The organism is Roseburia sp. CLA-AA-H209 (assembly GCF_020687575.1).
Classification (GTDB): domain Bacteria; phylum Bacillota; class Clostridia; order Lachnospirales; family Lachnospiraceae; genus Roseburia_C; species Roseburia_C amylophila.
Genome location: NZ_JAJEQU010000002.1, coordinates 95,425 through 121,895, shown reverse-complemented (window position 1 = coordinate 121,895; position 26,471 = coordinate 95,425). Strand labels below are relative to the sequence as shown.

Below are 26,471 nucleotides of genomic sequence, written 5' to 3'. Positions count from 1 at the left end.
CTTTATTTCCAGATATTCATGTCGGACAAGATAGACATGGTTATTTCAGTTGCGTTGCCTCCGGTAGCATCGCTGTCTGCACCAATGTTGGTAGCGAAAAAGTATGTATTATCTACAGTTTCGATATAGCCGATAAACCATCCGTTCACATCTTGGCCATCCACACGTCCGGTTCCGGTCTTTCCGTAGAATGTTCCGGCATCGGAAGAGGAAAGGCAGATGGCATCTTTTACTGCATTGATATTTTCAGGGGCGAAGCCCAGGCTGTTATTCTGCAGCCTGGTTAGAAGTTCGACCTGCTCTATTGGGGAAATCTTCAAGGAAGATTCCATCCAATAAGTGGAGAAATCACCACTTATATTTTCGTTTCCATACCCAATTTCCTCAATATAGTTGGAAATGTTAGCGGCTCCAAGCTGTTCGTCCACAGATTCAAAATACCAATTCACGGAGGAATTCATTGCAGACTGTAAAGTCTGATCCGCATTCCATGCTTCAAATGGATAGGTTTCGCCATTCCATGCAATGAACGAATTTTCCGGTGTAATGATCTCTTCTTCCAATCCGAACAGGGCATCATATATCTTGTAGGTGGAGTTTGGAGCAACTCGTAAGGTGGCATGCTCCATGTCGTGTATGCTCCATGCATCATTTTCTAAATCGTATAAAACAAAGCTGCCTTCGTATTCTCCGAAGTATGTGGAGAGGTCTACATAGGAAACATTCTCAGAAGAGGAATCCCATTGGTAGTGGCTTCCGTCTGCTGCGTATGTGGAAATAAAAGGTGCGAATCCCATGAGAAGAACAGCAGTCAGCACAAATGCAGTCATACCTTTTATTCTTTTCATAAATGTTGGCTTCTCATAAGAGGCAATGTTGATAATTCTCCGTTTCATCTGATCCATGTTTCCACCAAGACCGGCAGCAAACGGAAAAGGAGTAAGTGAAACTTTCTCTGCAAAGTTAATCAGTGTATTGCCATAATCTTCGTAAGCATCCTCTTCAAGCATTTTCAAAACGGAAGTGTCACAGGCAACCTCTCTGTCATTACGCATTTCTTTCAGAGCGTACCAGACAAGAGGATTGAACCAATATATTACCCCGGCAAGGTTCATCAGATAACTGGCAACAGCATCTTTGTGTTTATAATGCTGCAGTTCGTGCAACAGCATATAACGCATATCGGATTCGTCATAATCAGAGATCAGATGAATCGGAAGATAAATACACGGTTTCAAAAGTCCGACAATAATGGGGGATTTCAAAAATGCGGTGCTGTAAACAGGAATATCTCTGTGAATCCCCATTTCCTCCAGACATCGATGATACAGTCTGCGGACTTCCTGATTTTGAAGTGGAAGCGCAGATTTCTCCAACGAGCGTAAACGGAGAGAGGATTTGATTACCAATATTATCATGGCGAGAATACCGACAATCCATATCCCTAATAGTATGTATCCTGCGATGGATGGAGTCTCACTATTTACCGAAAGAGTAAAGTTGTTCATCCAATTTGTATTTCCGGTTGTAACTGCTTCTGCGGTGCCTGTAATATTGGTGCCAGCACCGGAAGAAGGAGAACTTCTCAGGCTGCCAAGCCAGGAGAAGATTTGTGGTAGACCGATGAAACGGAACGGTATAAATGGAACTGCTAAAAGTCCGAGCAGCAGAAACCACAGATTATACTGCATCCGGCTGGACAGGCTGTTTTTGAATATCCGTTTGACAAGCAAAAGGATTCCAATGATACCGCTGATAAACACATTGCATAGGAAAAAGCGTATCATAAAATTAGCCACGTTAATTGCCTCCTTTTTTTGACCTCTTGGAAAGAAGGGAGCGGAGAGTGTCTATTTCTGTTTCAGATAGTCTGTCATTTTCTATATATGCAGACAGCATGGCAGTGATATCCCCGTCATAGTATCGTTCCAGAAAAGAGTTGCTTTCCTGGCCGATGTATTCGCTTTCTTTCACAACTGGGGTATAAACAAACACTCGGCTCTGTTTTTCATAAGTCAGAACGCCTTTTGTTACGAGACGTTTGATTAAAGTCTGTATCGTTTTCGGACTCCAGCTTGTGGTCTGTAATAATTTATCTGTTATTTCATTTGTACTGATCGGCGCATGTTTCCATACGATTTTCATAACTTCAAATTCAGCTTCAGAAATCTGTGGTAAATCACTCATTTCAAATCCCTCCTTAAATCTTACAACTGTAATAAATATATTATAGACGTTATTTATGTGGTTGTCAATTTCAGAAAAAAGATATTGACTTGAAATCTTACTTACGTAATAATTAAAATATTACAATAGTAAGAATTTTAGATGGTAACAAAAAGAAAAGAACCAGAATCACAACGGATTAGCTGGTTCCTTTACTCGTTTGAATTACCTCTTTTATGTATGAGTGCTGTCTGACGTTGGAGATATTCCATATTTGATGAATCCGGTAAAGTGATTTATTCCAATGATACATTCACACTGTATCTTGTGAGAGTATCCATCGAAGATTTGAACATCCGCAAGGGTCCGGGAACAGACTATGATAAAACAGGTAAGTACACCGGAAAAGGTGCTTTCACTATTGTGGAAGAAGCAGAAGGTAAAGGTGCGAGCCTTTGGGGACTTCTGAAATCTTATCAGAAAAATCGTGACGGATGGATTTCACTGGATTATACCGAGAGGGTTTAAAGATAAGCCGGACAGAGACAACAGGTTTCTGTCCGGCTGCTTTTTTCGGTTCCTGACAAGTTTGGACAGAGTGAAAAAAGAGTGGGTGGAAACCGTAGAATTGCTTGACTTTACAGGGGTTTAGAGTGATTTATATACTACCAAAAACGAAAGGAGTACTTATTTATATGGTGATTGCAGGAACGATAAATAGGGTGGCTTTTTACTGCAGAGTCAACCATCGTGACAGAGACTATGAAAAATATCTGGACGATGTAATGAGGCGGTTGGAAGAAGAATATGGAAAACAGAAATGGGATTTGCAGATATTTTTTGAGGAAGCTTCAGGAGCCGACCCGAACAGAAAAGAATTTAATCGTCTGAAAGAGAAAATCGCAGCAAAGAAGATAGATGTGGTGGTTACCATGAGGGCTGCCACAATTGCCCGTAGCTGGGGACAGTTTATGGAGTTCATGCTGATTTGCAGTAAGAAAAATGTGGATGTGGTGTGCATTGACAAGGTAGAGGATGCACAAGCCATTTTCCGAAGGATTCAGGAGTTTAAGAAAAGGTTTTTTGAAGGAAGTGATGTAACGTGCGTGTAAAAGTGATTAACAAACGACCAGCTTCGGTCTTACAAAAGAAAAGGGTTTGTGCTTATGCCAGAGTTTCCACAGATAGCAGAAGACAGGAAGACTCTCTTGAAAATCAGATGGAAACCTATGAGAGACTGATTACCGGAAATCCGGAATATGAATTTATCGGAGTATTTGCTGATCAAGGCATATCCGGTTATTGTGAGAACCGACCACAGTTCCAGAGAATGATGGAGAAGGCAAGGGCAGGAGAGATTGACCTGATTATTACAAAATCTATATCGAGGTTTGCGAGAAATACCGTCACCGTTCTAAAGTTCGCAAGAGAACTGAAGGAACTGGGTGTCGGTATTTTTTTTGAAGAACAGAACATTAACACTCTATCAGGGGACGGTGAGATGATGCTTGCCGTCCTCGCTTCTTTTGCTCAGGAAGAAAGCAGAAGCATGAGTGAAAACAATAAATGGTCCATTCGGAAGAAGTTTGAGAGAGGGGGAAGTGATGATTACCACTTCCCGCTTCCTCGGTTATGACAAAAACGAATATGGGGATTTGATTGTAAACCGAAAGGAAGCAGAAATTGTCAGTCTGACTTTTGACCTTTATCTAATGAATGTTGGCTCGTCAAGGATTGGCGAGCTGCTTGATTACCTGGGTGTGAAAACGGTGACGGGAACAACATGGGAAAGCGGGACTATCAATGGGATGCTTTGTAATGAAAAGTACAAAGGGGATTTTCATCTGCAGAAGTATTACACCCCTGAAAACAAAAGAAACCATACAAGGAAAAACAACGGGGAAGTGCAGAGTTATTACATTTCGGAAAATCACGAACCAATTGTATCGCCAGAGGTCTGGGAACAGGTACAGAAGGTCAGAGAGCAGAGAAAGCGTGACAGGAATATTGGACAGGACAACACAATGAAGTTCCAAAACCGCTATCCCTTAAGCGGAATGCTGATTTGCCCTTACTGCGGAAAAACACTCCGGCGCAGACAGGTTTACAAGAAGAAAATCCAATGGCTTTGCAGCACCTACATTGAAAAGGGAGTCAAGGCATGCAAAGGGATAAGGATTGATGATGCCGAATTGCAAGGCTTGAACATTACGGAACAGACAGTGATTGAGGAGGTGGTTAAAAATGGCAAGAAGCATTACGGTTATACCAGCAAAGCAGATTTCGACTGCGGAATCAGGAACAGCACAGTCAGTGCAGAAATTGAAGATGGCAGCGTACTGCCGAGTGTCAACCGACCAAGAAGAACAGTTATTAAGCTATGAGAATCAGGTCAATTATTACACAAATTATATCAGCGAGAATCCACTCTATGAATATGCAGGGACTTATGCGGATGAAGGTATTTCGGGAACCAATACCAAAAAGAGAGATGAATTCAACCGTATGATTGCTGATTGCAGGTCGGGGAAAATAGACATGATTATTACTAAGTCCATTTCCCGATTTGCAAGAAATACGCTGGATTGCTTGAATTATGTGCGAGAGCTGAAAGATTTGGGGATAGGGATTATTTTTGAAAAGGAAAATATCAATACTCTCGATGCAAAGGGCGAAGTGCTGCTTACCATTCTTTCCTCACTGGCACAGGATGAGAGCCGATTCATTTCAGAGAACTGCACATGGGGAATCCGCAGAAGATTTGAGACAGGGAAGCACAAAATGAGTACAAAGCGTTTTCTTGGCTACGATACAGATGAAACGGGGAAGCTGGTAATCAACAACAGGACGCAGGAGCCGATTGTGGTTCGGCTGTATCAGGAATTCATGGACGGAAAAACAACCGATTACATCAAGAGGATTTTTGAGCGGGAAGGTGTGAAAAATTGGGATGGCGGTACGAAGTGGCAGTCTACAACCTTAATGAGTATGTTGGAAAATGAAAAATACAAGGGTGATGCCTTGCTGCAGAAAAGCTATACGGTGGACTTCCTTACCAAGAAGAGGACACAGAATAAAGGGGAAATTCAGATGTTTTATGTGGAGGATGATCATGATGCCATCATTTCAAAGCGGATATGGGAATGTGTACAGCTTGAAATAAAACGCAGGAAAAAGTACCTGGAGGAGCATGGGACAAACTCCTATTCCCACCGGCCGGAAAGTAATCCATTTGCATCCAAGATAATTTGCGGAGACTGTAATAAGGTATTTGCACGTAAAGGCTGGCGGAGCAGCACGGGCGTTGACCGTAAGGTATGGCAATGCAGTGAACGCTACAAGGTCAAAGGAGTCATGGGATGCGCCAACCGCCACGTAGAGGAAAAAACGCTGATAAAGGCATATCTGATGGCTTGGAATGTGTTGGTGGAAAACCGAGAGGATTTCATGGAGCAGTGGACAGAACAGCTGCAGAGCGAGAACCTATTAGAAGGTTATCGAGCAGAGAAGTTCATAGAATACACCGATGGGGCAGAACCTTTGACGGAGATGGATACGGACTTCATGCTGAAAACGCTGGACCACATCAGGGTTTTTGAAGATGGAACATTGTTGGTGGTCTTCCTGGACGGAACGGAGATTGAATGTAAAAATGAAGAGGAGTAAGAAAAGATGCCGATTGGGAGTTGCGATTCCTGATCGGCTTTTTTTCTTGCTCTTTTGCAGATGGTAAAAAAACAGGTGATATGGTAAAATAATAGTGTTAGGCTAAGGAGGCAGCAATGAGGAAAGTTGATGAATTAAGAAATGTAATTGCAAATCAATTTGCCTGTGAATATAAGGCTTATGACTTGGGAGGAGTCTGTAATGCATATGGAATTGAACCAGATGCTGGGTTGGAACCAATGCATAGCAAGCGGTTATGTGTATTGAGTGGTTTGAACAAGTTGCCAGATGATGATATTTGGAAGTTGGCAAGAAGAATAGTTAAAGAATTTGAAAATGCAGAAATGATAAAAACCATGGAGCCTTATTTGGCTGATACAGAATTAGTTTTTTCGTTTGTGACAAGAAGGCGAATTGTTGATTTTTTAGATTCATTAAGTGATATGGAAGGGCAAATGAAATTAGACGATTTTCTATCGTTTATTTGGAATATGACGGATATTCCAGATATTTTCATTGGAACGACTGTAGGGGAAGAAATTATGTCTGCAGTAAAATATGATAAAACCATGTCCTATAAGGAATTGCTTACAAAACGATTAGAGGTTAAATATCTGCCCGATGAAACTTTCGTCAAGTTTTTAGAGTGTTTGGTAAAACCAGAGGTGAGAGAAGGCGATGAACAGAAAAAGTATGTTCAAGGTATAAATGGAATAATTAAGGAAGATGGATATGAGTTATATATCAGTTCTCAAAAATCCGGAGTTCCACATTATAGTATAGGAAAAAGAAGAATTGTTGAAGGTGAATTAAAAAATCTCATTTTTGCTCCGGTCGGTCAAAAGCCAGATATTACTATTGAAAATTCAATTAGTAACGAACTGCGATTGATAGGAGATACTGACAATTGCTTGTTTTATAATTTTGAGATAGGAGCAGATGGACTACAGTGGAATACTTTGGTCGAATGGTGGAAAGAGAATAACAAAGAGAATGATGGCAATCCTGAGTTAGAATTGTATGGCCGGTTAAGAGCATCTCTTGATTCAGAACCCGAAAAAATCTTTTTTAGAGCATATTATAACTATTATCGTCACCCGATAAAGCAAGATATTCCTGCATTAGTGCCACAAGTGTATTTGCATTATGACCCTCGTAGCAAATATCAGAGAAAAGGACAAGTAGTATACTCCCATCAAAGAATGGATTTTTTGATGTTATTACCGGGAGGAATACAGATCGTTTTTGAATTGGATGGGCAGCAACACTACTCTCAGAATGGAAAGGCGGCACCTGCATTATATGCCGAAATGGTAAAAGCTGATAGAGCATTGCGGTTGAAGGGCTATGAAGTATATCGATTTGGAGGATATGAGTTTTGGGACGAGAATAATGCGAAGCAAATGATATGTGAGTTTTTTGATAAATTATTTGAGAGATATGAAATTGATTTATAAGGCACGGAGGCAATGTGCATGGAATTATTAAATGATGTAGTTATACAGTGTGAAGAGTGCGGAAATATTATCGTCATTAAGAAGGAGTATCTGGATGCAGAAACATCTTCATACGAAAGACAAATGGGTCCAGAAATCGTGTATGATATATACGAAGAATGCGATTGTGAAGAATGTGGAAACAATATAAAATACAGAATTTCTGGTTATGAATATCCAGTAGGGTGTTTCAATTATGAAGATAATGAAATACATGGTGGACAATTTCTTGAGAAGCCAAATATGGGGATTGTATATCAGGTGGAATTCGATGAAGAAAGCATAGCTTCATTTTTGCCACAGGTAGAGGAAAATATATATAGGATATTGAATGATAAAAGATCTGTATATCAGCTTACTCCCAGGGAGTTTGAAGAGCTCGTGGAAGAAGTGTTTAAAAGGCAAGGTTTTCAAACTCGTTTAACACCTCAGACACGAGATGGGGGAAAAGACATAATCGCAACAAAAAGTATCTTAGGTAGACCTGTCATGTTTTTAATTGAATGTAAAAGGTATAATGAAATGAATAAAATAGGTGTTGATATTGTTCGAGCCTTATATGGTGTGCAAACAGCAGAAAGGGCAAATAAGGCAATTATCGTAACTTCTTCCTATTTTACAGAAGATGCACAGAGATTTGCAGAGCAACAGAAAACATTGATAGACCTATTTGATATTGATGATTTGATTAGATTAATGGAAAATAGTATTCAAAATGAACAAGGTAATTTTTAGCTGCCCATAAGGAGAAAAGAATAATATGAAAAAATATTACGCAGAAAGGCATGGTTTACTTACAAAGCAACTGCAGATAGATTTTGATGAGTTGTTACAGTATTTCAGACAAGTACATAAGTATTTTTGCGATAAAGAGTATTTTGAAGTGGCTACAAGAGGAGTGTGGAGACAAATTCCTTATACGCAGGATTCGGAGCAGGTTTTACCACCAAGTCTGTTGCCATCGCCGGAAGTGTATTTTGCAACACGCTTACAGGATAAAGAGGTTTGGCCAATTTGGCAATATCTCGAAGAATATGATGAACAGACATTATTTTCGGTGATTGAGATTTTATACGACCATATTGGTGTTTATAACTATGAAACAGCTGAATTTGAAAATGAAGCGCAAAAGGCAGAATTTGCTGAACAGATTAATAATATCTTACGTGCCTATAAAGAGGGTTATTATCTTGAACCAACAAATGGATTTATAATGCAAATGCCTAACGGTGCATTGCGTGAGCAGTTAGAATATGATGGTTCTGCTTTGCCTGATTCAGTATATGAGCAATTAGCAACAGCCACAGAAATGTATTATCGTTTTGATGCCAATTTAGAACAGAAAAAGAAGGCTATTAACATTCTTGCTGATATTTTGGAAAGTGAACGTGAAGAAGTAAAAGATATTTTTAATGCTGAGTATGAAGTTTCTAAAAATGAACATGATAAGTTGATTTTTGGTATAGTTAACGGCTATAATATTCGCCATAATCGTGCGGGTCAAAAGAGCGATTATAGCAAGGAAATATGGTATGATTGGATGATGCAATATTATACCAGTGTAATAATTGCATTTTACAAGCTGAAAAATAAGCATAACGATATTGATTTTTAGCAGATAAGGAAAAGAGTATCTCCTCAATGGATACATATTTTTTTCGTAAAAGGTAATAGTTTGCGGAGACTGCAAAAAAGTATTTGAACGGAAAGGCTGGCGGAGCAGCACGGGCGTTGACCGTAAGGTATGGCAATGCAGTGAACGCTACAAGGTCAAAAGAGTCATGGGATGCGCCAACCGCCACGTAGAGGAAAAAACGCTGATAAAGGCATATCTGATGGCTTGGAATGTGTTGGTGGAAAACCGAGAGGATTTCATGGAGCAGTGGACAGAACAGTTGCAGAGCAAGAACCTGTTGGAAGGTTATCGGGCAGAGAAGTTCATAGAATACACCGATGGGGCAGAACCTTTGACGGAGATGGATACGGACTTCATGCTGAAAACGCTGGACCACATTAAGGTTTTTGAAGATGGAACGCTTGCAGTAATGTTCTTGGATGGAACGGAGACTGAATGTAAAAATGAAGAGGAGTAAGAAAAGATGCCAATAGGGAGTTTCAATTCCTGATCGGCATCATTCTTACTCCTTTTCGGATGGTAGGATGTGGACTTCTGTGGTATAATATTATTGGATTTTTTATGATTGGAGGGTAAGCTCATGGAAAGGATAAACCAAAAAACAACAAAACAAATAAAGAGAGAAAATAAAAATTGGTTATTATTAGTGACAGTTAATGATATAGAAACAAACAGTTTACTTTCCAGATTAAAACCATTAGAAGACTATTCAGATATACTGGTTGCATATAGTAAAAATAATACATATTTTATAGGTAGATTTGGGGCTTATAATGTAATTCATGTTCAATCAGATATGGGAGCAATGAATAGGGATGCGGTAATGACAACAGTAGATAATGCAATAAAAATGTGGAATCCTCGTGGAATTATTATGGTAGGTGTTGCATGGGGAATGAATAAGGGAAAGCAACGAATTGGAGATGTACTTATTTCTAAAAAAATACTTCAGTATGAAACCGCAAAAATATCAAATGGAAGTACAATACCAAGAGGCGCTGATACAGAAGCTGGGGGAGTATTAACGAATAGGTTTAAGTCATGCATGGACTGGGAGTATTTGTTAGAGGATGGTAAAGCCGCAAAAAAATATATGGGGACAGTATTGTCAGGTGAAAAATTATTAGATGACAAAAATTACAGAGATAAATTACATAGTTCATTTCCAGAAGCTATTGGTGGTGAAATGGAGGGCGCAGGATTAGCAAGTGTTGCTATGGCTAATAATCTGTATGAGTGGATTATTGTAAAAGGAATCTGTGATTGGGGATATGATAAGCAAAGTGAAAATAAAGATAGATATCAGAAAATTGCCATGGAATCTGCCATTTCACTTTGTGAGTCGGTTTTGTGTGATGATTCTGTTTTGGAAGAAATATTGAAAGCAGAAAATAGAAAGAAAAATGCAGATAATTTAATGCTTAGAATCAACGCATACAAATTGTTTTTTTACAGAAATTCCCAAAAGATTACAATAAAGGAATTGAGCAAATTAAGTGGAATTAGTATAGGACATATATCCAAATGTGAGAAAATCAATGCAGAGGAAAACGAATTTTCAATTAGGATTTTTAGGGAAACTACGGTAGCCACCATAAGAAGTTTAGAGAAAGCATTGAATTTACGAAAAGGAGAGCTTACTGCAGATGATGATGACTTATTAGCAGAAAAGTATAAAAATTATTATTTAAAAAGGAAAGGAATCCATGCTACGCCTATGAAATTAAAAAATGCTAAAATCGTAGTGTTTGATTTTGATGGAACACTTGTATCGCCTAATTTTTCAAAAACAACATGGGAGCGAATATGGACTGAGTTGGGATATAGTGTAAATGATTGCGATTATTATCATAGACAGTTTTCTAACAAGCAAATAACACACGAGCAATGGTGTAAGATAACAGAAGACAAGTTTAGAGAAGCTGGGTTAACCAAAGATATTATGAAAAAAATTGCATCTGAAATGGTATTAATTGATGGATGTAAAGAAACATTAATGGAATTGAAGAGTAGAGATGTGTTGTTGTACATTGTTTCAGGTTCTATTCGAGAGATAATAAAAGAAGTACTTGGAGATATGGTAAATCTTTTTGAAGATATAAGTGCTAATAAGTTCTATTTTCAGAAGGGTAAGCTGTCAAGAATTGTTGGAACAGAGTATGATTTTGAGGGAAAAGCAGAATATATTAAGCAGATTGTAAATGAGAATAAGATAAATGCATCGGAGGTATTATTTGTGGGAAATTCATTTAATGATACATTTGTACATTTATCTGGGGCAAGAACTTTATGCATCAACCCTCAAAATACCAATTATACGAATTCCATATATTGGCATGATTATATTAGGGAAGTGAATAATTTGAGGGAGATAATACCTCATGTATTTATAGAAGATAAATAGAACATATGTTTAGTAGATTAGGTTTATTACGAGCCTTATCCCCCACCAGTGAGAGTTCCATAAAGTTTGGCGAAAGTGGTACTTTCGCTATTTAGTATAAGTAGAAACTTTCACCGCATGTGGAGACAGTCTGCCTTCTGTCGAGAAAAGACCAATAAATCAAAGGATTTCGCCATTTTGGGAATAAAATAGATGTGTGTTTCTGTTTCCATAGAGTGATGATATAACTGGAGTTTTACCCCAGGGGATAGGCTTTTGGGAATAAGAAATACACATTTTGGCGGAAGGATACTTTTTCGCAAAAGTAAATTTGTGATAAGGAGGATAAGTTAATGAGTAATTTTAATAATAACTCATATCAAAGCTTAGTTGCAGATTTAATCGGAGATACATTTTATAAAGATACTTCCGTTAGCGGAAGAATATCTTTTGTTAGAAAATATGCAGAGGTTGTTATTCGAAAAATATTAGATATTGATCCAAATAGGGCAGTAACTTTAGGAGCGAAGAATGTTCAAAATAGAATAAAAAATTTGCCTAACCATGAATTTATTGAAGCAGCTGTAGAAACTGTTCGTGGCAAAGGAAATCAGTCGACACATACGCAATATTTAGGAGGGTTTGACTCAGAGGACTTTGATAATGTGGTAGATGGTTTATTTGATATGCTATCATATCTGCTGATAAGCTATTTTGAAAAATACGAATTTGGATCAAGAAATGACGTGTTATATTCCTTTTCAATGCTGCCACCTATAATACGTTATAAGGTGTTAAGTTTTTTGTATAAAAAATATCCGGATAATATTTCAGTCATAGATAAGTTGGTTTTGGCAACTGTGAAAGCTTTTAGTGTTGATGAGGCAACGGAATGGGTTGAAAGAGAGAAGAACGCACTAATCAAGATGGGAACAGTGACGGAAAAAGCCTTTAATGAGATAGCCGAAAAAGAAGGCATAGGGTTTGCTGAACTTATTCGAAATAATTCACCTGCTAATATGTACATATTATGTAAAATGAAGATTTCAGAAGTCGGAGACATGGTTAACAGTAGAGGTGTATTATATACGGATTTTGAAAGTGCATTGCCACATTATAAATCAAGAGGAATACTAACAGGAGATGATTGGGAAACAACGGAATTTAATGATATTATGAATTTTTTGTATATGGGACGAAAAGAAAAAATTAGAGAAATATCAAATGAAAGTAATCCGTATGTTATCTTGAATTTTATTTCGTGATATGGGGGATAAAATTGTCACCCCACTTTGAAAACCTATTGCATACTTTCGCTATGCAGTATAAAATCAAAGTTCAGGGGAATATTGAGACAGTGTGCATGTTGTCGAAACTCCATGAGGTGAAGTAGCATGTGAATGTGAGACTTGACATGGACGAGATGGATTTAACGGCAGCTGAGAGGCGCTAAAGGTTCAGGGAACATTTGCTCAGCGCGGACCGAAGCGGAGCGTAGACAGGCTACTTATGAGGAGATAAAGAAGTATGTGTCTGAACATAATGCCGGCATGAAGGTTTCCAATCTGTATATTTCGCAGGTAAAGAGAAAATGCAGAATTGAAGTTGGAAAGAATTTGTGCGTTGCAACGAGGAGAATAGTTAATAAAGAGAGGCGCATATGCTATGCCAGGTATACTTGTGGTTGAAGATGATGAAAATTTAAATCGTGGAATTGCATTTTCACTGAAAAAATCCGGATATGAGGTTTTTTCAGCAGAATCAGTGAAAAAAGCGAAAAGAATTGCAAGTGATAATAATGTGGATGTTACCATTTGTGATGTGAATCTTCCGGATGGGAATGGACTGGAATTTGTAAGGTGGATGAGATGCAATTATAATACATACATTATTTGTCTTACAGCACTAGATCAGGAGATGGATCAGGTCATGGGATATGAAGCAGGGGCAGATGATTATATTACAAAGCCGTTTAGTCTTTCGGTACTTCTTTTGAAAATAGAAGCACATTTCCGCCGCAGACAGGAGAAAACGGAAGCCGGAAAGATGATTTCGGGAGATATCGTATTTATCGCAGGAGAAATGAAAGTCCTGATAAAGAGTCGTGAAATCAGTCTGACAAAAACGGAGTTGAAAATGCTGACTTTTTTTCTTCAGAATCCGAAACAGATTCTTTCAAAAACACAAATATTGGAAAATGTGTTTGATCTGGAAGGGGATTTTGTGGATGAAAATACAATCGCTGTCAATATCAGAAGACTCCGTGAGAAAATCGAAGACAATCCGGCTGCACCGGTCTATATAAAGAATATCAGAGGTCTTGGGTATATATGGAATCAGGAGGTAAGGCAGTGACAAAGAGATATCGCAAGAAGATTACAGTAGTGCTCTCCTTGGTATTACCTGTCATAGTATTGTTTGCAATATTAAATTGCTTTACCACGTATGTGTTTTATGAAGATTATAAATATAAAATGAATCTTATGACAGAGATTGCTGCAAAGGAAGAATTTTCCGGGCTGGATGCTGTTTCGGAATTGCTTAAGGATAAGGATATTGAAACGAACGAACAGGGGAGGCGATTATTGGAGCAATATGGATACTGGGGAAATAAAGGGAATGCATTTTATTCGCAATTCTGGCATCAGGTTATGGTGACTGGTGCTGTAAGCACTGTGATATGCGTGCTTCTTTTGACTTTTTTACTTTATTGGAAGAAAAAAGAAGATGCGTGTCATCAGAAAATTTTAGACCAGTTGGAAGAAATTCTGATTAGATTCCGTGAAAATAAATTTGATGATTTACTGAAAACGGAAAATCATGCAGAACTGGAAAAATTGAATGACCAGCTTGAAGCAATCGGACATCATATTCAGTTGACAAAGGAAGAAGCAAGGGCAGAAAAGGAGAACACGAAAGAAATGGTTTCTGATATTTCTCACCAGTTAAAGACACCGGTTGCAGCTTTGGATACATGTTTTAGTGTGCTGATGCAGAATGACTTAAGTGCCACAGAACAGGAGGAGTTTCGTATCCGTTGTCGGAGTGCTCTGGATGGACTGGAGACATTATTGCAGTCGCTTCTTGAAATATCCAAGATGGAAACTGGACTGATTCAGATTAATAAGAAAAAACTTCCGCTTATGGATACTGTCATATCTGCTGTGAACCGCACTTATCCTAAAGCGGATGAGAAAGAGATTGAATTCGTTTTTGACTATGAAAAAGAGCTGGAAACATGCACGATTATGCAGGATAAAAGGTGGCTTGGTGAAGCTGTGATCAACGTTCTGGATAATGCAATCAAGTACAGCCCGGATGGTTCAAAAATATTTATCCGGTTACAAAAAAGAAACGATCTTGTAAGAATGGAAATTGAGGATCAGGGAATTGGTATTCCGCAGAATGAGTATCACAAAATTTTTCAACGATTTTACAGAGGAAGTTCCAGGGAGGTCATGGAAAAGAGTGGTACAGGAATCGGACTTTTTCTATCGAGAGAAATTATCGAAAAACACGCAGGTACGATTACGGTAACCTCCGGCAAAAAGAAAAAAGGAAGCACGTTTGTGATTCAATTACCATATGTTGGTTAAATTTTAAGTGGGCAGAAATCTTACAATTCTGTAAGACTTCTGCTCGTTTTTTGAAAGTGAAATGAAAGATTATCCTGATACAATTTGGATGTAGGTTGAAAAGGTACACTTTACAGAATTGAAAAGGAGGCAACACATGAGTGTGATATTAGAAACCAAGCAGCTTTGTAAATTTTATGGCGCGGGTGAGAATCAGGTCAAAGCGGTCAATCAGGTGGACATTCAGATTGAGCAGGGAGAATTTGTCGCAATTGTCGGAAAGTCAGGTTCCGGTAAAAGTACATTACTTCATATGCTTGGAGGGCTTGATACTCCGACAAAAGGCAGTGTTACTTTAGCGGGGAAAGATTTATACAGGATGAAGGAAGATGCCCTTGCTGTTTTCCGCAGAAGAAAAATCGGATTTGTTTTTCAGGCATTTAATCTGGTTTCATCTGTTAATGTCTGGGAAAATATTGTACTGCCACTGGGGCTGGATGGAAGAAAAGTGGATGAAGCGTATGTAAATGATATCATTGCAACTTTGGGGATTGAAAAGAGAATTTACAATCTGCCAAATCAGTTATCCGGAGGACAGCAGCAGAGAGTAGCAATTGCAAGAGCACTGGTGAATCGTCCGGAAATTATATTTGCAGATGAGCCGACAGGAAATCTTGATTCCAAGACCAGTGATGAGGTAATCGCCCTGCTTAAGATGACAGCAAAAAAATATGGACAGACAATTATAATGATTACCCATGATGACGAAATTGCACAGGTCGCTGACCGTATTCTGGTGATTGAGGACGGACAGGTGGTGGATTTCAGATGAAGACAATAAGCAGGATTGCATATAGCAATGACAAAAAGAACAAGACAAGAAGTATACTGATTATGATGTCCATATGTCTGACTACGATGCTGCTTGTGATTATCAGTACTGTGGGAAATGGAATGATCCGTTTACAGAAAAGTCAGGCGGCAGGCTCATATGGAAGCAATTATGGTTTGTTTGTCGCAGCAGATGCCTCGCAGTTAAAAGAAGTAAACCGCCGTGCGGAAATAGATGCTACAGGCACTATGTGCACCGAAGGTATCATAAAAGGCAACGAAAACGGTGGTTTTGTCTGCATGGATGAGACTGCAAGAAAAATGCTTCCCTATAATAAGGAATATGAGTTAAAGGAAGGAAAGTATCCGGGGGGAACGCAGGAAATTGTCGCAGGAAGAGCATTTTTTAGTGAAATGGGATATGATGATGTAAAGGTCGGAGATACGGTTACATTGGATTACCGCGCAGGGATGCAGTCAGAATATAAGCCGGAAGAATTTGTTGTCAGCGGAATCCTATATGACCGGGATGAGTATACCATCGAGGCATCTTATGTTGCTTTCGGGTCACAGGAGTTTTATGATGAGCACGTCGCAGAGAATGACAGACAGTATAATATTTATTTTACTTTAAATGATTCTGCAAATGTATCTATGAATAATATTGATTCGGTTATAAAGCAGATTGCAGCAGCTTGTGGGATCGAAGAAAAAAACGTTATAGTCAATGATCTCTATTTGCAATGGGTCTTGCAGCCGAGTTATGAAACGATTGCGGTATGCGGGGTTTTGATTCTTGCAATTGTACTTTTCTCTGTTGTGGTCATTTATAATATTTTTCAGGTCGGTATTGTCAACAAGATACAGGAGTATGGAAAAATCAAGGCTCTGGGAGCGACAAAAAAGCAGATGAAACAACTGATCTTCAGAGAGGGCATTTTTTTGACATTTTTTTCAATACCAGTTGGATTGCTTTTTGGCTTTCTGATTGCAAAATGCGGTTTTAACTGGCTGGTAGAACAGGGGAACCTTGTATCAACCGGGACGGACTCTATGGGAGTCCAAAATCAGCAGGTGCCACTGTTTTCCCTGCCTGTTATACTTCTCTGTATTTTCGTATCATTTCTTACCGTTGCTTTGGCACTGCGTAAACCAATGAAAATTGTTTCACGGATTTCACCTATCGAAGCAACACGGTATTTAGAAAATGCAGAAACACACAAAAAAGGAAAACGAAATGGCAGAAAAAATGTCACCGTGTTTTCTATGGCAATGGCAAATGTAACGGGTAATCCCAAAAGAACTATTGGTACTATCCTCACAATGGGTTTTTCCTGCGTATTGTTTGTGATTATCTCTAATTATGTGGGAAATATTGACACGGAGCATGAAGCACGTCTTTTTGTTAATCATGGACAATTTGAACTGCAGCTTGACTATTCTGCTGAGTATGATGAAAGATATCCGGAGAATAATCTGGATACGATTCTGACGGACGATCCATTGAATGATTCGCTGATTGAAGAAATCAAAAGCATTCCAGGAGTAACAGATGTCATGACGAGAGAGATTGTCTCTGTAAATCTGAACGGAACAAGATATCCGGCTGATATTGTGAGTAAAAAGGATTTTGATTTTATGCGCCAAGAAGGGGATATTGGCTCTATGGACTATGATCAGGCGGTAAAGAATGGTGATATTTTCTTTGGCTGGTCAACGTGGATGGAACAAGATGGATATGCTCCGGGTGAATCCATTGCATTTGACTTTGAGAATGGAAATGGAACCTATACCTATCAGGGAAGGATTGCAGGATCTTTTGTAAGTGCGGACACTTATCTTGTCATTCCGGAAGGTGTATATCGTTCCATGAATCCGAGAGGAACAGCCTATGGCTATCTGTGGGTGGACTGTGATAAAAAAGATGTGGCATCTGTAGAACAAAGTCTGAATACTTTGATTTCTAATACTTCGCATATAAAAATGGATACTTATCATGCGCAGTTACAATCTGCCGAATTTGCAAGCAGCATGATGAAGCTTGGCTGTTATCTGTTTATGGCTATTGTAGGACTCATCGGGTTTATGAATATGGCGAATACCATGATTATGAATATTACGACAAAAAAGCAGGAATATGGTATATTACAGGCTGTGGGTATGACAAATAAACAATTAAATTTATGCCTGCAGTTACAGGGACTGATGTTTACGGTTGGTACCATATGCGTAGCTTTGATCATTGGTCTGCCGCTCGGCTATGCACTTTTTTCCTATGCAAAACATATGGGAATATTTGGAATGAATATCTATCATGTTCCAATTACACCAATTCTTGCTATGATTTTGCTGGTCGGTCTGTTGCAGATTGTACTTTCCTGCGTTTTAAGCAGTAATCTGAAAAAGGAAACGCTGGTAGAAAGAATAAGGTATCAGGGATAGCAAGTAATATGTAGTGAACTAGGTCTTAACGAAGAGGAAAAATAGATAACTTCCAATTTGTATGTATGGTAAATCTAAACTGTATTTTAGCAATATTTCCTGAGTGGGGGCAGAAAGCGCCCCCACATATAATAAACAAAGGGTTCAAGGGAAAAATCCCTTGCTAGAACAGCATTTGGATGGAGACATCTCTAATGCGTATCTAGCCGTCGCTGGGGACTGATATATAAGAAGGAATATTGTTTGAGCAGGAAAAGACATAGAAGACTCTGGATATATCGCAGGATATGTGCCTTGAAAGAATTGATTTGTGATAGATAGAAATATTTGAAAACTACCATTCAGTAAAATCTATTCCATTTTAGTAAGTCTTGAGATAAAAGAAGAAGTAGAGGTGTGTATGATGATCAAGGATTCAATTGATGACGAGAAAGTAAGCAGGCAGAAACAATTTGACCGGTTCTGTTATTACTTAGGTGGAGTAAAACAGCTTCTGGACAAAAAGGCTGCGTAGGCAGCCGGCATCCTGTAGATAATATGCTATGGGATGTATACATATATCAGGAGGCTTCATTCATGGCGAGTGGAGTCTCTTTTATTTTGCACTGTATAATGGAAAAAGTTTTTGTTGAACAGAGGTTGGAATGATGATAAGATTTAGTTGGGACAATAGTGAACACATGTGTTCACATTTCATAACTAAGAAGTAATGGATTGGAGAGGTGCTTATGGCAGATAAAATTGGAACCGATGAATATGGGGAAATTCTCATATACCAGACAGATAATGGGCAGACAAATATAGAAGTTAAAATAGAAGATGATACAGTGTGGTTGACACAACAGCAGCTTACTGAATTATATCAATGCAGTAAATCAAATATAAGTGAACATATAAAGCATATATTCGAAGAAGGGGAGCTGGATAAGGATTCAGTTGTTCGGAAATTCCGAACAACTGCAGATGATGGAAAAACATATAATGTTACTTATTACAATTTAGATATGATTATCTCTCTTGGATACCGTATTAAATCAGTGATTGCAACAAGATTCAGGCAGTGGGCAACAAAGCGGTTAAAAGAATATATGATTAAGGGATTTACGATAGATGACGAGCGTTTGAAAGGAAATGGTGGAGGAAATTACTGGAAAGAGTTACTTGACAGAATCAGGGATATCAGATCTTCAGAAAAGGTCTTGTATCGTCAGGTTCTTGATTTGTATGCTACGAGTGTAGATTACAATCCTCATAGCGAAGAGTCTGTTAGATTCTTTAAAATTGTTCAGAATAAACTTCACTATGCAGCACATGGTCATACTGCGGCAGAGGTCATATATCAGCGGGCAGATGCACAAAAACCATTTATGGGACTTACTTCATTTTCAGGTGAATTACCAGCATTAAAAGATATAGGAATTGCAAAAAATTATCTGGATGAGAGTGAACTAAAAGTATTAAATAATCTTGTATCTGGTTATTTTGATTTGGCAGAAATTAATGCAATTGAACATAAACCTATGTACATGGATGATTATGTAAAGCAATTGGATAGTGTTTTGTCATCAGGAAACAGAAAGCTTTTAACTGGTTCCGGTTCTGTAAGTCATAAACAGGCATTGGAGAAAGCAAAGTCAGAATACAGAAAATATCAGGAGATTACTTTGACACCAGTCGAAAAAGCATATCTTGAAAGCATTAAAGAGGTTTCCAAGGAAGTAAAAAGGAGATAACATCTGATGAAAAAACAGCAGAAATGTTACATATATACAAGAGTTTCCACTTCCATGCAGGTAGATGGTTACAGTCTTGATGCACAGAAGGATAAGCTTAGAAAATACGCAGAGTATCAGGAAATGTCTATCGTTGGGGAATATTCTGATGAGGGTAAATCTGGCAAAAGTGTGGAAGGCAGACCACAGTTTAAACAGATGTTATCAGATATAGAAAAGGGTAAAGATGATGTTGATTATGTGTTAGTATTTAAGCTGTCAAGATTTGGAAGAAATGCCGCAGATATTTTATCATCATTGCAGAAAATGCAGGATTATGGGGTTAATCTTATCTGTGTAGAGGATGGAATTGACAGCTCCAAGGATGCCGGGAAGCTGATGATATCTGTGTTATCTGCGGTTGCAGAGATAGAACGTGAGAATATTCTTGTCCAGACAATGGAAGGCCGCAGACAGAAAGCGAGAGAAGGCAGATGGAACGGCGGATTTGCGCCATATGGCTATCAGCTGGTAAATGGTGAGCTTATCATTGCAGAGGATGAGGCAGAGATTATCCGCATAATATATGATAAATTCGTCAATACAACGATGGGAATGGCTGCGATAGCCGCATTTTTAAATAACAGTAGTTATAAGAAAAAGCTTCGCCAGAATAACACAATTGAAGGTTTCTCTACATCATTCGTCAAAGGTGTGCTGGATAATCCGATATATTGCGGTAAGCTTGCATTTGGCAGAAGAAAAAATGAGAAGATTCCGGGAACAGGGAGTGAATATCATATTGTAAAACAAAAGGATTACTTGTTAAATGATGGAATCCATGAGGCAATCATATCAGAAGAAATGTGGAATCAGGCACACAGAAAGCGTCAGGAGACAGGTGTTTTACAGGTAAAAACGCACAGCCTTGAACATGAGCATATTTTATCCGGAATTATTAAGTGTCCTGTCTGTGGAAGCGGTATGTATGGCAATGTAAACCGCAAGAAGCATCCGGATGGAGGCTATTATAAGGATTATTTCTATTATGCCTGCAAACACAGGAAGCTTGTGGACGGACACCGCTGTACTTATAAAAGACAGTGGAATGAGGACAGGATTAATGCGGCAGTTGAGGAAATTATCCGCAAATTTGTGAAGAATCCAAAGTTTGAGCAGGAAATCCGTAAGCAGATAGGAAGCAGCATTGATACTTCGGAGCTTGATCGGGAATATGATGGATTAAAAGACAGACGGAACCAGACAACCGGGGCGAAAAACAGGCTTGCTGACCAGATGGATCATTTATCTGTATCTGATAAGAATTATGATAAAAAATATAATGACATGCAGGAACGTTTGGACAAGCTATATGATGAAATCACTGATATTGAGGATGCCATGGAAGAAGTCGAAACAAGACTATATAATATCAGGCAGGACAAAATCTCAGAAGATAATGTTTACCAGTTCCTTTTATTCTTTGATAAGCTGTATGATAAATTTACAGATCTGGAAAAGAAGATATTTTTGAAGAGCTTCCTGTCTGATGTATTTATCTATGAGGAAGAGCAAAAGGACGGCAGAATATTAAAAGGTCTCCGGTTTAAATTTCCTATATATATGAATAGCAGAAATGTATTAGGCGTGGATTGGGACAACGAGAGTACAGATGAGACTGTGTGCATGTTGTCGAAACTCCATGAGGTGAAGTAGCATGTGAATGTGAGACTTGACATGGACGAGATGGATTTAACGGCAGCTGAGAGGCACTAAAGGTTCAGGGAACATTTGCTCAGCGCGGACCGAAGCGGAGCGTAGACAGGCTACTTATGAGGAGATAAAGAAGTATATTGCACAGATAAAGCAGAAGCATGGCATTATAGAAAGAGAGAACTATAATAAGCCAAAATCTGAGAAGGGCGGACAGCCGGAATGCCCAAAAGAAATAGCAATTGAAGAGGCATTTTATTTGGCAAAGAAAAAAGATGGGATAACCATCCGCTCAAGTGCAGTGGAATACCTGACCTATGTTGCCTCTGTAGGTGATCAACAGGACAGCATAGAAATGCGCTATGAGGATGAAAATATATGGCTGACGCAGAAGATGATGACCACATTGTATGATGTTGGTTTACCAACGATAAATGAACAATTTAAAACAGAACTTACTTGGCAGAGGATAATAGCATATCTAACATTAGCATGGGTTGAGTTTACGCAGGCAGATATTGTATGCAAAACCATATATACATACACAAAAAGGTGAAGTTGTATCTATAAGTGCTTATTTAAATTATTTTTTTATGTGAACATAGTGTTTTATGGATTGTTAGGGACAGATTTAAGAATCTTGGTCGACAGGATTTTGTGAATTATTTTGGCAATTTGTTTGAAAAGTATTTTGCAGAATTACTTGGTTGTACTTTAGATAAAAATGAATATGAAAAGATTCCAGAAGAAAAGGAGAAGAGAGCTGATTGGAAAATATGCTGTGGCAAACATAAAATACTTGTTGAACAGAAATCGGCGATTATGAGATTGTCTGCAAAACAGCAGGGAACAGACGTAAGTGCAATAAAGAGTTTTGCAGTTAAGACTGTAATTAAGGCAATGAGACAACTTGAAAGAACTGAAAATGATTTCGGTGCTGGTAAGTATATAAAAATCATTTTGCTATATGAGGATTATCTTAAACCTGAAATTTTAGAACAAATTATGGACATGCCTGAATGTGATGTAGAAAATGATAACTATTACTGGCTTGTGACAATAAGTGAAATGGAGAGGCTGCTTACTGTTGCGAAGAATGATAGAAAAAAGTTTGACGACATCATTTGTGACAAGGTGGACAGAGAATTACATCATTCTTTGGCAGGGAAAAGTTTAGATCAATTGCTAGATGAACATGGTGTTACTGATAATGAATATATAAGATAAGAAAAATTTATGAAATATAGGAATGCAGCTCAGGATGCTGCAAGATCATTTTTATAACATCAGGTGGTGAACGTATGGCTGAGATAAAAAGTATAAATGAATTATTGAATATGAAGCTGGATATTCCTGATTATCAGAGGCCGTATAAATGGGATATTCAGAACATAGATGATTTATTATCTGATATTACGAATGCAATAAGTGATGCAGATAGATACAGAACTGATTTTAAGTATCGTATTGGAACAATAATTCTCCATAAGACAAAAGATGATATTTTTGATGTAGTGGACGGCAGCAAAGAATTATTTCATTGGTGCTTTTGAAACAGTGTATTGAAGAGGGTTTTAATTGTACGATATTAGAGAAGAACTTTGCGAATAAAGTTACTCAATATAATATTCACAGAAATTATACCTTCATAAGAGAGTGGTTTTCATTAAAGAGCGAGGAAGCAAAGAAGGAATGGGTAAAGAAGAAAATAAGGAAATGGAGTTCTGGACACAGGAGGAATTTCAGGCATTTTTGGAGTGTGTGGCAGATAAGCCTATTTCGTATTATGCATTTGAAATACTTTATTGGACTGGTATTCGTGAAGGTGAGCTGCTTGCCTTGACACCGGGTGATTTCAATTTTGAAAACGCTTCGGATAAACAAGTCATATCAGAGGCTGGAAGGTAAAGATGTAATTACAGACCCGAAAACACCAAAGAGTAACAGAACCATTGTCATGCCGGATTTCCTTACTATAGAGATGGAGGATTTTATAAAAAGCATATACGGAATCAAGATGGATGACAGAATTTTTACCATTTCAAAAAGCTATCTGCATCACGAAATGGATAGGGGAGCAAAGCTTGCAGGAGTGAAAAGAATCCGAATCCATGGATTACGACATGCGCAGTATTGTCATTTTGACAATTTTGTATTATTCACGGGTTTTAAACTTGATGGGGATTGCGTCCCCATACCCACGTGAAAATATAATTGCAGGCGATTACATTTTAGCAGATACGCAAGCGTTTCTGAGTAAGCGTCACAGACACCAAAATAAGAAAATTTTGATAAGGCATATCACTGGAATAAGTGAATGTTTTTTTGTTTTCAAATATTCAATTAACTGAAAAAGTAAAAAAGTTTTCCTCAGGGGCTGTAAAAATACCTTTCAGCGTTTCGTATTAATGAAAGGGTATTTTTTGCAGGAAAAATAAAAAATTTTTATCAAGAGCCTGTGTTTATGCCCTTCATCTTTTGTATATGTGTAAGAACATTTTTTAGCCGGCATAAAAATGATTTTTACAACAGTTAGAAACAGAAATGAGGCGAGAAAAGAATGAAATATGAATACATGAAGGAGTCAGAGCAGAGGATTCAGTACTTCCGGTTTCCGAAGTTTTTGCTAAAACTGCGAATTTCTCAAACTGCAAAATTCCTTTATATGATTTTGTATGACCGGGCGCGGATATCGAGAAAGAATAGCTGGATAGACAAGTATGGAAACGTTTATCTGATATTTCCAATAGATGAATTGTCTGTTCAAATCGGCAAATGCAAATCTTCTGTAAAAACAACATTGAAGGAATTAGATGATGAGGGATTATTGGTTCGCAGATTCGGTGGATTTTCAAAACCTAATCATTTATATGTAAAAATTCCATCTGATGAGATAGGTTTACAGCCAGTTGATAATAAGGTGTTTGAAAAGATGGCGATAACAGAGTCAGAAAAGCAACCATCATCTAGCCGAAAAAATGGCTGTGCAGGAGTCGGAAATGTGGCACCTAGTAAAGTAACTGAGAAATATAAAAGAAATAAATATTATGAAGTAAATTAAGGTAGTTTAATATGGAAGTGGAATGACGCTCTGACTTAGGCTGGAGTGTTTTTCTGTGGAAAAAACATAAAAAAATATTATAATAGAAAAGAAATTTTAAGAAAAACGGAGGAGTTAGGAAAATGAAATCGAAATCCGGAAACAAGAAATTATGGATTGCAGTTATTATTTTCGTATTGATGATAGCCGGAGCAATCGGCAATCATTCAGATAATAAGAAAGAAAAGCCTGACAGGGAAAGTTCCGTTGCCGCGGAAGCACAGACTGAAACAGAGACAGAAAGCAATACAGAGCCTGGTGGTGATACGGAGGATTTTGTTACCGAGGGAGTCATCAGTAATACCTATAAGACAGATAGCAGTTCCGCCGGACAGATGCAGGTGCATTTCATAGATGTAGGGCAGGGCGATGCTGCCTTGATAGCTTGTGATGGTCATTACATGCTGATAGATGCCGGCAATAATGACAAAGGAACAACGGTACAGTCCTATCTTATGAGCCAGGGCGTAGAGAAACTGGATTATGTCATAGGAACGCACCCGGATGCAGACCATATTGGCGGACTGGATGTAGTAATTTATAAATTTGACTGCGATACAATTATCATGCCGGATGTGGCAAATGACACCAGAACCTATGATGATGTGGTGCAGGCAATGAAGTCCAAGGGCTATCAGACTACTTATCCGGTAGTTGGAGAGACTTATACTTTGGGCGGAGCAACTTTTACCATCGTGGCACCGAATGCAGACTATGGAAATGACATGAATGACTGGTCGGTGGGTGTGCTGGTGCAGAACGGCAACAACCGTTTCCTCTTTACCGGAGATGCAGAAGAAAAAGCGGAAGAGGACATTTTAAATAATGGAATTGATATTTCCGCAGATGTCTATGCGGCGGCGCATCATGGAAGCAAGACAGCCACAAGTCAGGCTTTTTTGGATAAGGTATCACCGACTTATGTGGTAATCAGTGCCGGTGAAGGCAATAAATACGGACATCCTCATGCAGAGGTGCTGAACCGTCTGCGGGCAGCCGGCATATCCGTGTTCCGTACCGATGAACAGGGTACGATTGTAGCCACGTCAGATGGAAATGATATCACCTGGAACTGCTCCCCATCAGAAAGCTGGAAAGCAGGAGAACCGACCGGAAGCAGTGATAGTACAGCAAATAATTCCACAGCAGACAGCACTACATCATCAGGCAGCAGTGATGCAGGTATAGCTGCAGATGCATCCGGCAGTTCAAATAGTGACAGCAGTTCCGTTATGGTACATATTACAGACACCGGTTCAAAATATCATTCGGCAGGCTGCTCGTATTTGAAAAAGAGTGACCATGAGGTGACTTTGTCAGAGGCGAAGAACATGGGTTTGACACCATGCTCAAGATGTAACCCGCCACAGTAAAAATTTAATGAGAAAAACGAATCGCCAAGCACCTTGCACTTTTTATTTGATTAGTATACAATAAACGAAGTTAGTAGCAACTAACTCCTCGTGAATCATAGTGACTCCTTTGGAATATGGAGACGGCAATATCCATATTCACCGGAAGAAATATTCTTCCGGGAGGCAGAGTCCTGTATCTGACAAAATATGAAGAGGAACTGCACCGAGCTTCAAAGTTATAAACTTCCAAAAGCTGGCACGGAATATACCGCAGAGCAGTTAATCGTACTCCTATAGATAAATGATATTCTTTAACAAACACCAAAGAAGCTGCAGTACGGCAGCTTCTTTTGGCGTGCCGGGAAAATGGAAGGGTGGTTATTATAGAGGGAAAAA

At 38.6% G+C, this 26,471-nt stretch carries 22 protein-coding genes and 4 pseudogenes; 24 read left to right on the top strand and 2 right to left on the bottom strand.

Translation table 11 applies throughout. The features are described 5' to 3' along the window. Positions 1 to 2: 2 nt before the first annotated feature. Together LKD41_RS03065 and LKD41_RS03060 are read right to left on the bottom strand one after the other, a co-directional pair. On the bottom strand, positions 3 to 1,799 hold the full coding sequence (locus LKD41_RS03065) for a BlaR1 family beta-lactam sensor/signal transducer (protein WP_227700351.1): 1,797 nt from the start codon (positions 1,797 to 1,799) through the stop codon (positions 3 to 5). Position 1,800: 1 nt separating this feature from the next. Next, complete coding sequence (locus LKD41_RS03060; RefSeq protein ID WP_004059103.1) at positions 1,801 to 2,187, bottom strand: BlaI/MecI/CopY family transcriptional regulator; 387 nt, start codon at positions 2,185 to 2,187, stop codon at positions 1,801 to 1,803. Between the two features lie 300 nt (positions 2,188 to 2,487). On the opposite strand from LKD41_RS03060, the pseudogene LKD41_RS03055 reads away from it, so the two are divergent. From LKD41_RS03055 to LKD41_RS02935, 24 genes and pseudogenes are all read left to right on the top strand, one after another. Further along, positions 2,488 to 2,694: pseudogene (locus LKD41_RS03055) on the top strand (SH3 domain-containing protein); the annotation flags it as partial. Between the two features lie 167 nt (positions 2,695 to 2,861). Further along, positions 2,862 to 3,278 (top strand): recombinase family protein, encoded by a 417-nt coding sequence (locus LKD41_RS03050; RefSeq protein WP_227700350.1) that lies wholly within the window; start codon positions 2,862 to 2,864, stop codon positions 3,276 to 3,278. After that, a complete protein-coding gene (locus tag LKD41_RS15765; protein WP_331470879.1) occupies positions 3,269 to 3,802 on the top strand; it encodes a recombinase family protein in 534 nt (177 codons plus the stop codon). The genes LKD41_RS03050 and LKD41_RS15765 overlap by 10 nt, the downstream gene beginning before the upstream one ends. Next, the gene (locus LKD41_RS15760) at positions 3,771 to 4,550 is read left to right on the top strand and encodes a recombinase family protein (RefSeq protein ID WP_331470878.1); all 780 of its coding nucleotides are present in this window, start codon (positions 3,771 to 3,773) and stop codon (positions 4,548 to 4,550) included. Before LKD41_RS15765 ends, LKD41_RS15760 begins: the two co-directional genes overlap by 32 nt. Next, on the top strand, positions 4,495 to 5,832 hold the full coding sequence (locus LKD41_RS03040; protein ID WP_227700431.1) for a recombinase family protein: 1,338 nt from the start codon (positions 4,495 to 4,497) through the stop codon (positions 5,830 to 5,832). The genes LKD41_RS15760 and LKD41_RS03040 overlap by 56 nt, the downstream gene beginning before the upstream one ends. A 116-nt stretch (positions 5,833 to 5,948) precedes the next feature. After that, positions 5,949 to 7,289 (top strand): hypothetical protein, encoded by a 1,341-nt coding sequence (locus LKD41_RS03035; RefSeq protein WP_178061088.1) that lies wholly within the window; start codon positions 5,949 to 5,951, stop codon positions 7,287 to 7,289. An 18-nt stretch (positions 7,290 to 7,307) separates the two neighbouring features. Further along, entirely contained in the window at positions 7,308 to 8,063 is a 756-nt protein-coding gene (locus LKD41_RS03030) for a restriction endonuclease (protein WP_178061090.1), read from the top strand. Between the two features lie 25 nt (positions 8,064 to 8,088). Then, on the top strand, positions 8,089 to 8,943 hold the full coding sequence (locus tag LKD41_RS03025) for a hypothetical protein (protein WP_227700349.1): 855 nt from the start codon (positions 8,089 to 8,091) through the stop codon (positions 8,941 to 8,943). Positions 8,944 to 8,998: 55 nt separating this feature from the next. Further along, on the top strand, positions 8,999 to 9,421 hold the full coding sequence (locus tag LKD41_RS03020) for a hypothetical protein (RefSeq protein WP_227700430.1): 423 nt from the start codon (positions 8,999 to 9,001) through the stop codon (positions 9,419 to 9,421). 123 nt (positions 9,422 to 9,544) lie between these two features. Next, positions 9,545 to 11,368, top strand: a complete 1,824-nt coding sequence (locus tag LKD41_RS03015; RefSeq protein WP_178061367.1) for an HAD-IB family phosphatase — start codon at positions 9,545 to 9,547, stop codon at positions 11,366 to 11,368. A 332-nt stretch (positions 11,369 to 11,700) separates the two neighbouring features. Then, positions 11,701 to 12,612 carry a hypothetical protein gene (locus LKD41_RS03010; RefSeq protein WP_178061366.1) on the top strand — a complete coding sequence of 304 codons (912 nt, stop codon included), beginning with the start codon at positions 11,701 to 11,703 and terminating at the stop codon, positions 12,610 to 12,612. A 216-nt stretch (positions 12,613 to 12,828) separates the two neighbouring features. Beyond that, positions 12,829 to 12,963: pseudogene (locus LKD41_RS16025) on the top strand (tRNA (uracil-5-)-methyltransferase); the annotation flags it as partial. 49 nt (positions 12,964 to 13,012) lie between these two features. Continuing rightward, positions 13,013 to 13,702 carry a response regulator transcription factor gene (locus tag LKD41_RS03000; protein ID WP_117914274.1) on the top strand — a complete coding sequence of 230 codons (690 nt, stop codon included), beginning with the start codon at positions 13,013 to 13,015 and terminating at the stop codon, positions 13,700 to 13,702. Beyond that, positions 13,678 to 14,943, top strand: a complete 1,266-nt coding sequence (locus LKD41_RS15645) for a sensor histidine kinase (protein ID WP_255669422.1) — start codon at positions 13,678 to 13,680, stop codon at positions 14,941 to 14,943. The genes LKD41_RS03000 and LKD41_RS15645 overlap by 25 nt, the downstream gene beginning before the upstream one ends. Positions 14,944 to 15,079: 136 nt before the next feature. Continuing rightward, a complete protein-coding gene (locus LKD41_RS02980) occupies positions 15,080 to 15,754 on the top strand; it encodes an ABC transporter ATP-binding protein (RefSeq protein ID WP_227700348.1) in 675 nt (224 codons plus the stop codon). Then, entirely contained in the window at positions 15,751 to 18,195 is a 2,445-nt protein-coding gene (locus LKD41_RS02975) for an ABC transporter permease (RefSeq protein ID WP_227700347.1), read from the top strand. The genes LKD41_RS02980 and LKD41_RS02975 overlap by 4 nt, the downstream gene beginning before the upstream one ends. A gap of 728 nt (positions 18,196 to 18,923) precedes the next feature. Continuing rightward, complete coding sequence (locus LKD41_RS02970; protein ID WP_227700346.1) at positions 18,924 to 19,928, top strand: virulence RhuM family protein; 1,005 nt, start codon at positions 18,924 to 18,926, stop codon at positions 19,926 to 19,928. A gap of 6 nt (positions 19,929 to 19,934) precedes the next feature. Further along, the gene (locus LKD41_RS02965; RefSeq protein ID WP_331470876.1) at positions 19,935 to 21,623 is read left to right on the top strand and encodes a recombinase family protein; all 1,689 of its coding nucleotides are present in this window, start codon (positions 19,935 to 19,937) and stop codon (positions 21,621 to 21,623) included. 256 nt (positions 21,624 to 21,879) lie between these two features. Continuing rightward, positions 21,880 to 22,068: pseudogene (locus tag LKD41_RS15900) on the top strand (cell filamentation protein Fic); the annotation flags it as partial. Between the two features lie 209 nt (positions 22,069 to 22,277). Next, the gene (locus LKD41_RS02955; RefSeq protein ID WP_227700345.1) at positions 22,278 to 22,847 is read left to right on the top strand and encodes a hypothetical protein; all 570 of its coding nucleotides are present in this window, start codon (positions 22,278 to 22,280) and stop codon (positions 22,845 to 22,847) included. A 74-nt stretch (positions 22,848 to 22,921) separates the two neighbouring features. Next, complete coding sequence (locus tag LKD41_RS02950) at positions 22,922 to 23,173, top strand: DUF262 domain-containing protein (protein WP_227700344.1); 252 nt, start codon at positions 22,922 to 22,924, stop codon at positions 23,171 to 23,173. Positions 23,174 to 23,312: 139 nt separating this feature from the next. Beyond that, a pseudogene (locus LKD41_RS15895) lies at positions 23,313 to 23,826 on the top strand (site-specific integrase); the annotation flags it as partial. 354 nt (positions 23,827 to 24,180) lie between these two features. Further along, positions 24,181 to 24,681 carry a replication initiator protein A gene (locus LKD41_RS02940; protein ID WP_227700343.1) on the top strand — a complete coding sequence of 167 codons (501 nt, stop codon included), beginning with the start codon at positions 24,181 to 24,183 and terminating at the stop codon, positions 24,679 to 24,681. Between the two features lie 122 nt (positions 24,682 to 24,803). Continuing rightward, entirely contained in the window at positions 24,804 to 26,093 is a 1,290-nt protein-coding gene (locus LKD41_RS02935) for a ComEC/Rec2 family competence protein (RefSeq protein WP_227700342.1), read from the top strand. Positions 26,094 to 26,471: the final 378 nt, after the last annotated feature.

Bases quoted from the DNA above. Each gene is read 5' to 3' on its own strand.
- LKD41_RS02970 (WP_227700346.1), top strand. From the start codon at position 18,924: ATGGCAGATAAAATTGGAACCGATGAATATGGGGAAATTCTCATATAC.
- LKD41_RS03010 (WP_178061366.1), top strand. From the start codon at position 11,701: ATGAGTAATTTTAATAATAACTCATATCAAAGCTTAGTTGCAGATTTA.
- LKD41_RS03000 (WP_117914274.1), top strand. From the start codon at position 13,013: ATGCCAGGTATACTTGTGGTTGAAGATGATGAAAATTTAAATCGTGGA.
- LKD41_RS02975 (WP_227700347.1), top strand. From the start codon at position 15,751: ATGAAGACAATAAGCAGGATTGCATATAGCAATGACAAAAAGAACAAG.
- LKD41_RS02935 (WP_227700342.1), top strand. From the start codon at position 24,804: ATGAAATCGAAATCCGGAAACAAGAAATTATGGATTGCAGTTATTATT.
- LKD41_RS15645 (WP_255669422.1), top strand. From the start codon at position 13,678: ATGGAATCAGGAGGTAAGGCAGTGACAAAGAGATATCGCAAGAAGATT.
- LKD41_RS03025 (WP_227700349.1), top strand. From the start codon at position 8,089: ATGAAAAAATATTACGCAGAAAGGCATGGTTTACTTACAAAGCAACTG.
- LKD41_RS03030 (WP_178061090.1), top strand. From the start codon at position 7,308: ATGGAATTATTAAATGATGTAGTTATACAGTGTGAAGAGTGCGGAAAT.
- LKD41_RS02965 (WP_331470876.1), top strand. From the start codon at position 19,935: ATGAAAAAACAGCAGAAATGTTACATATATACAAGAGTTTCCACTTCC.
- LKD41_RS03050 (WP_227700350.1), top strand. From the start codon at position 2,862: ATGGTGATTGCAGGAACGATAAATAGGGTGGCTTTTTACTGCAGAGTC.
- LKD41_RS03015 (WP_178061367.1), top strand. From the start codon at position 9,545: ATGGAAAGGATAAACCAAAAAACAACAAAACAAATAAAGAGAGAAAAT.
- LKD41_RS02950 (WP_227700344.1), top strand. From the start codon at position 22,922: ATGGCTGAGATAAAAAGTATAAATGAATTATTGAATATGAAGCTGGAT.
- LKD41_RS02940 (WP_227700343.1), top strand. From the start codon at position 24,181: ATGAAATATGAATACATGAAGGAGTCAGAGCAGAGGATTCAGTACTTC.
- LKD41_RS02980 (WP_227700348.1), top strand. From the start codon at position 15,080: ATGAGTGTGATATTAGAAACCAAGCAGCTTTGTAAATTTTATGGCGCG.
- LKD41_RS03060 (WP_004059103.1), bottom strand. From the start codon at position 2,187: ATGAGTGATTTACCACAGATTTCTGAAGCTGAATTTGAAGTTATGAAA.
- LKD41_RS15760 (WP_331470878.1), top strand. From the start codon at position 3,771: ATGATTACCACTTCCCGCTTCCTCGGTTATGACAAAAACGAATATGGG.
- LKD41_RS03035 (WP_178061088.1), top strand. From the start codon at position 5,949: ATGAGGAAAGTTGATGAATTAAGAAATGTAATTGCAAATCAATTTGCC.
- LKD41_RS03040 (WP_227700431.1), top strand. From the start codon at position 4,495: ATGGCAGCGTACTGCCGAGTGTCAACCGACCAAGAAGAACAGTTATTA.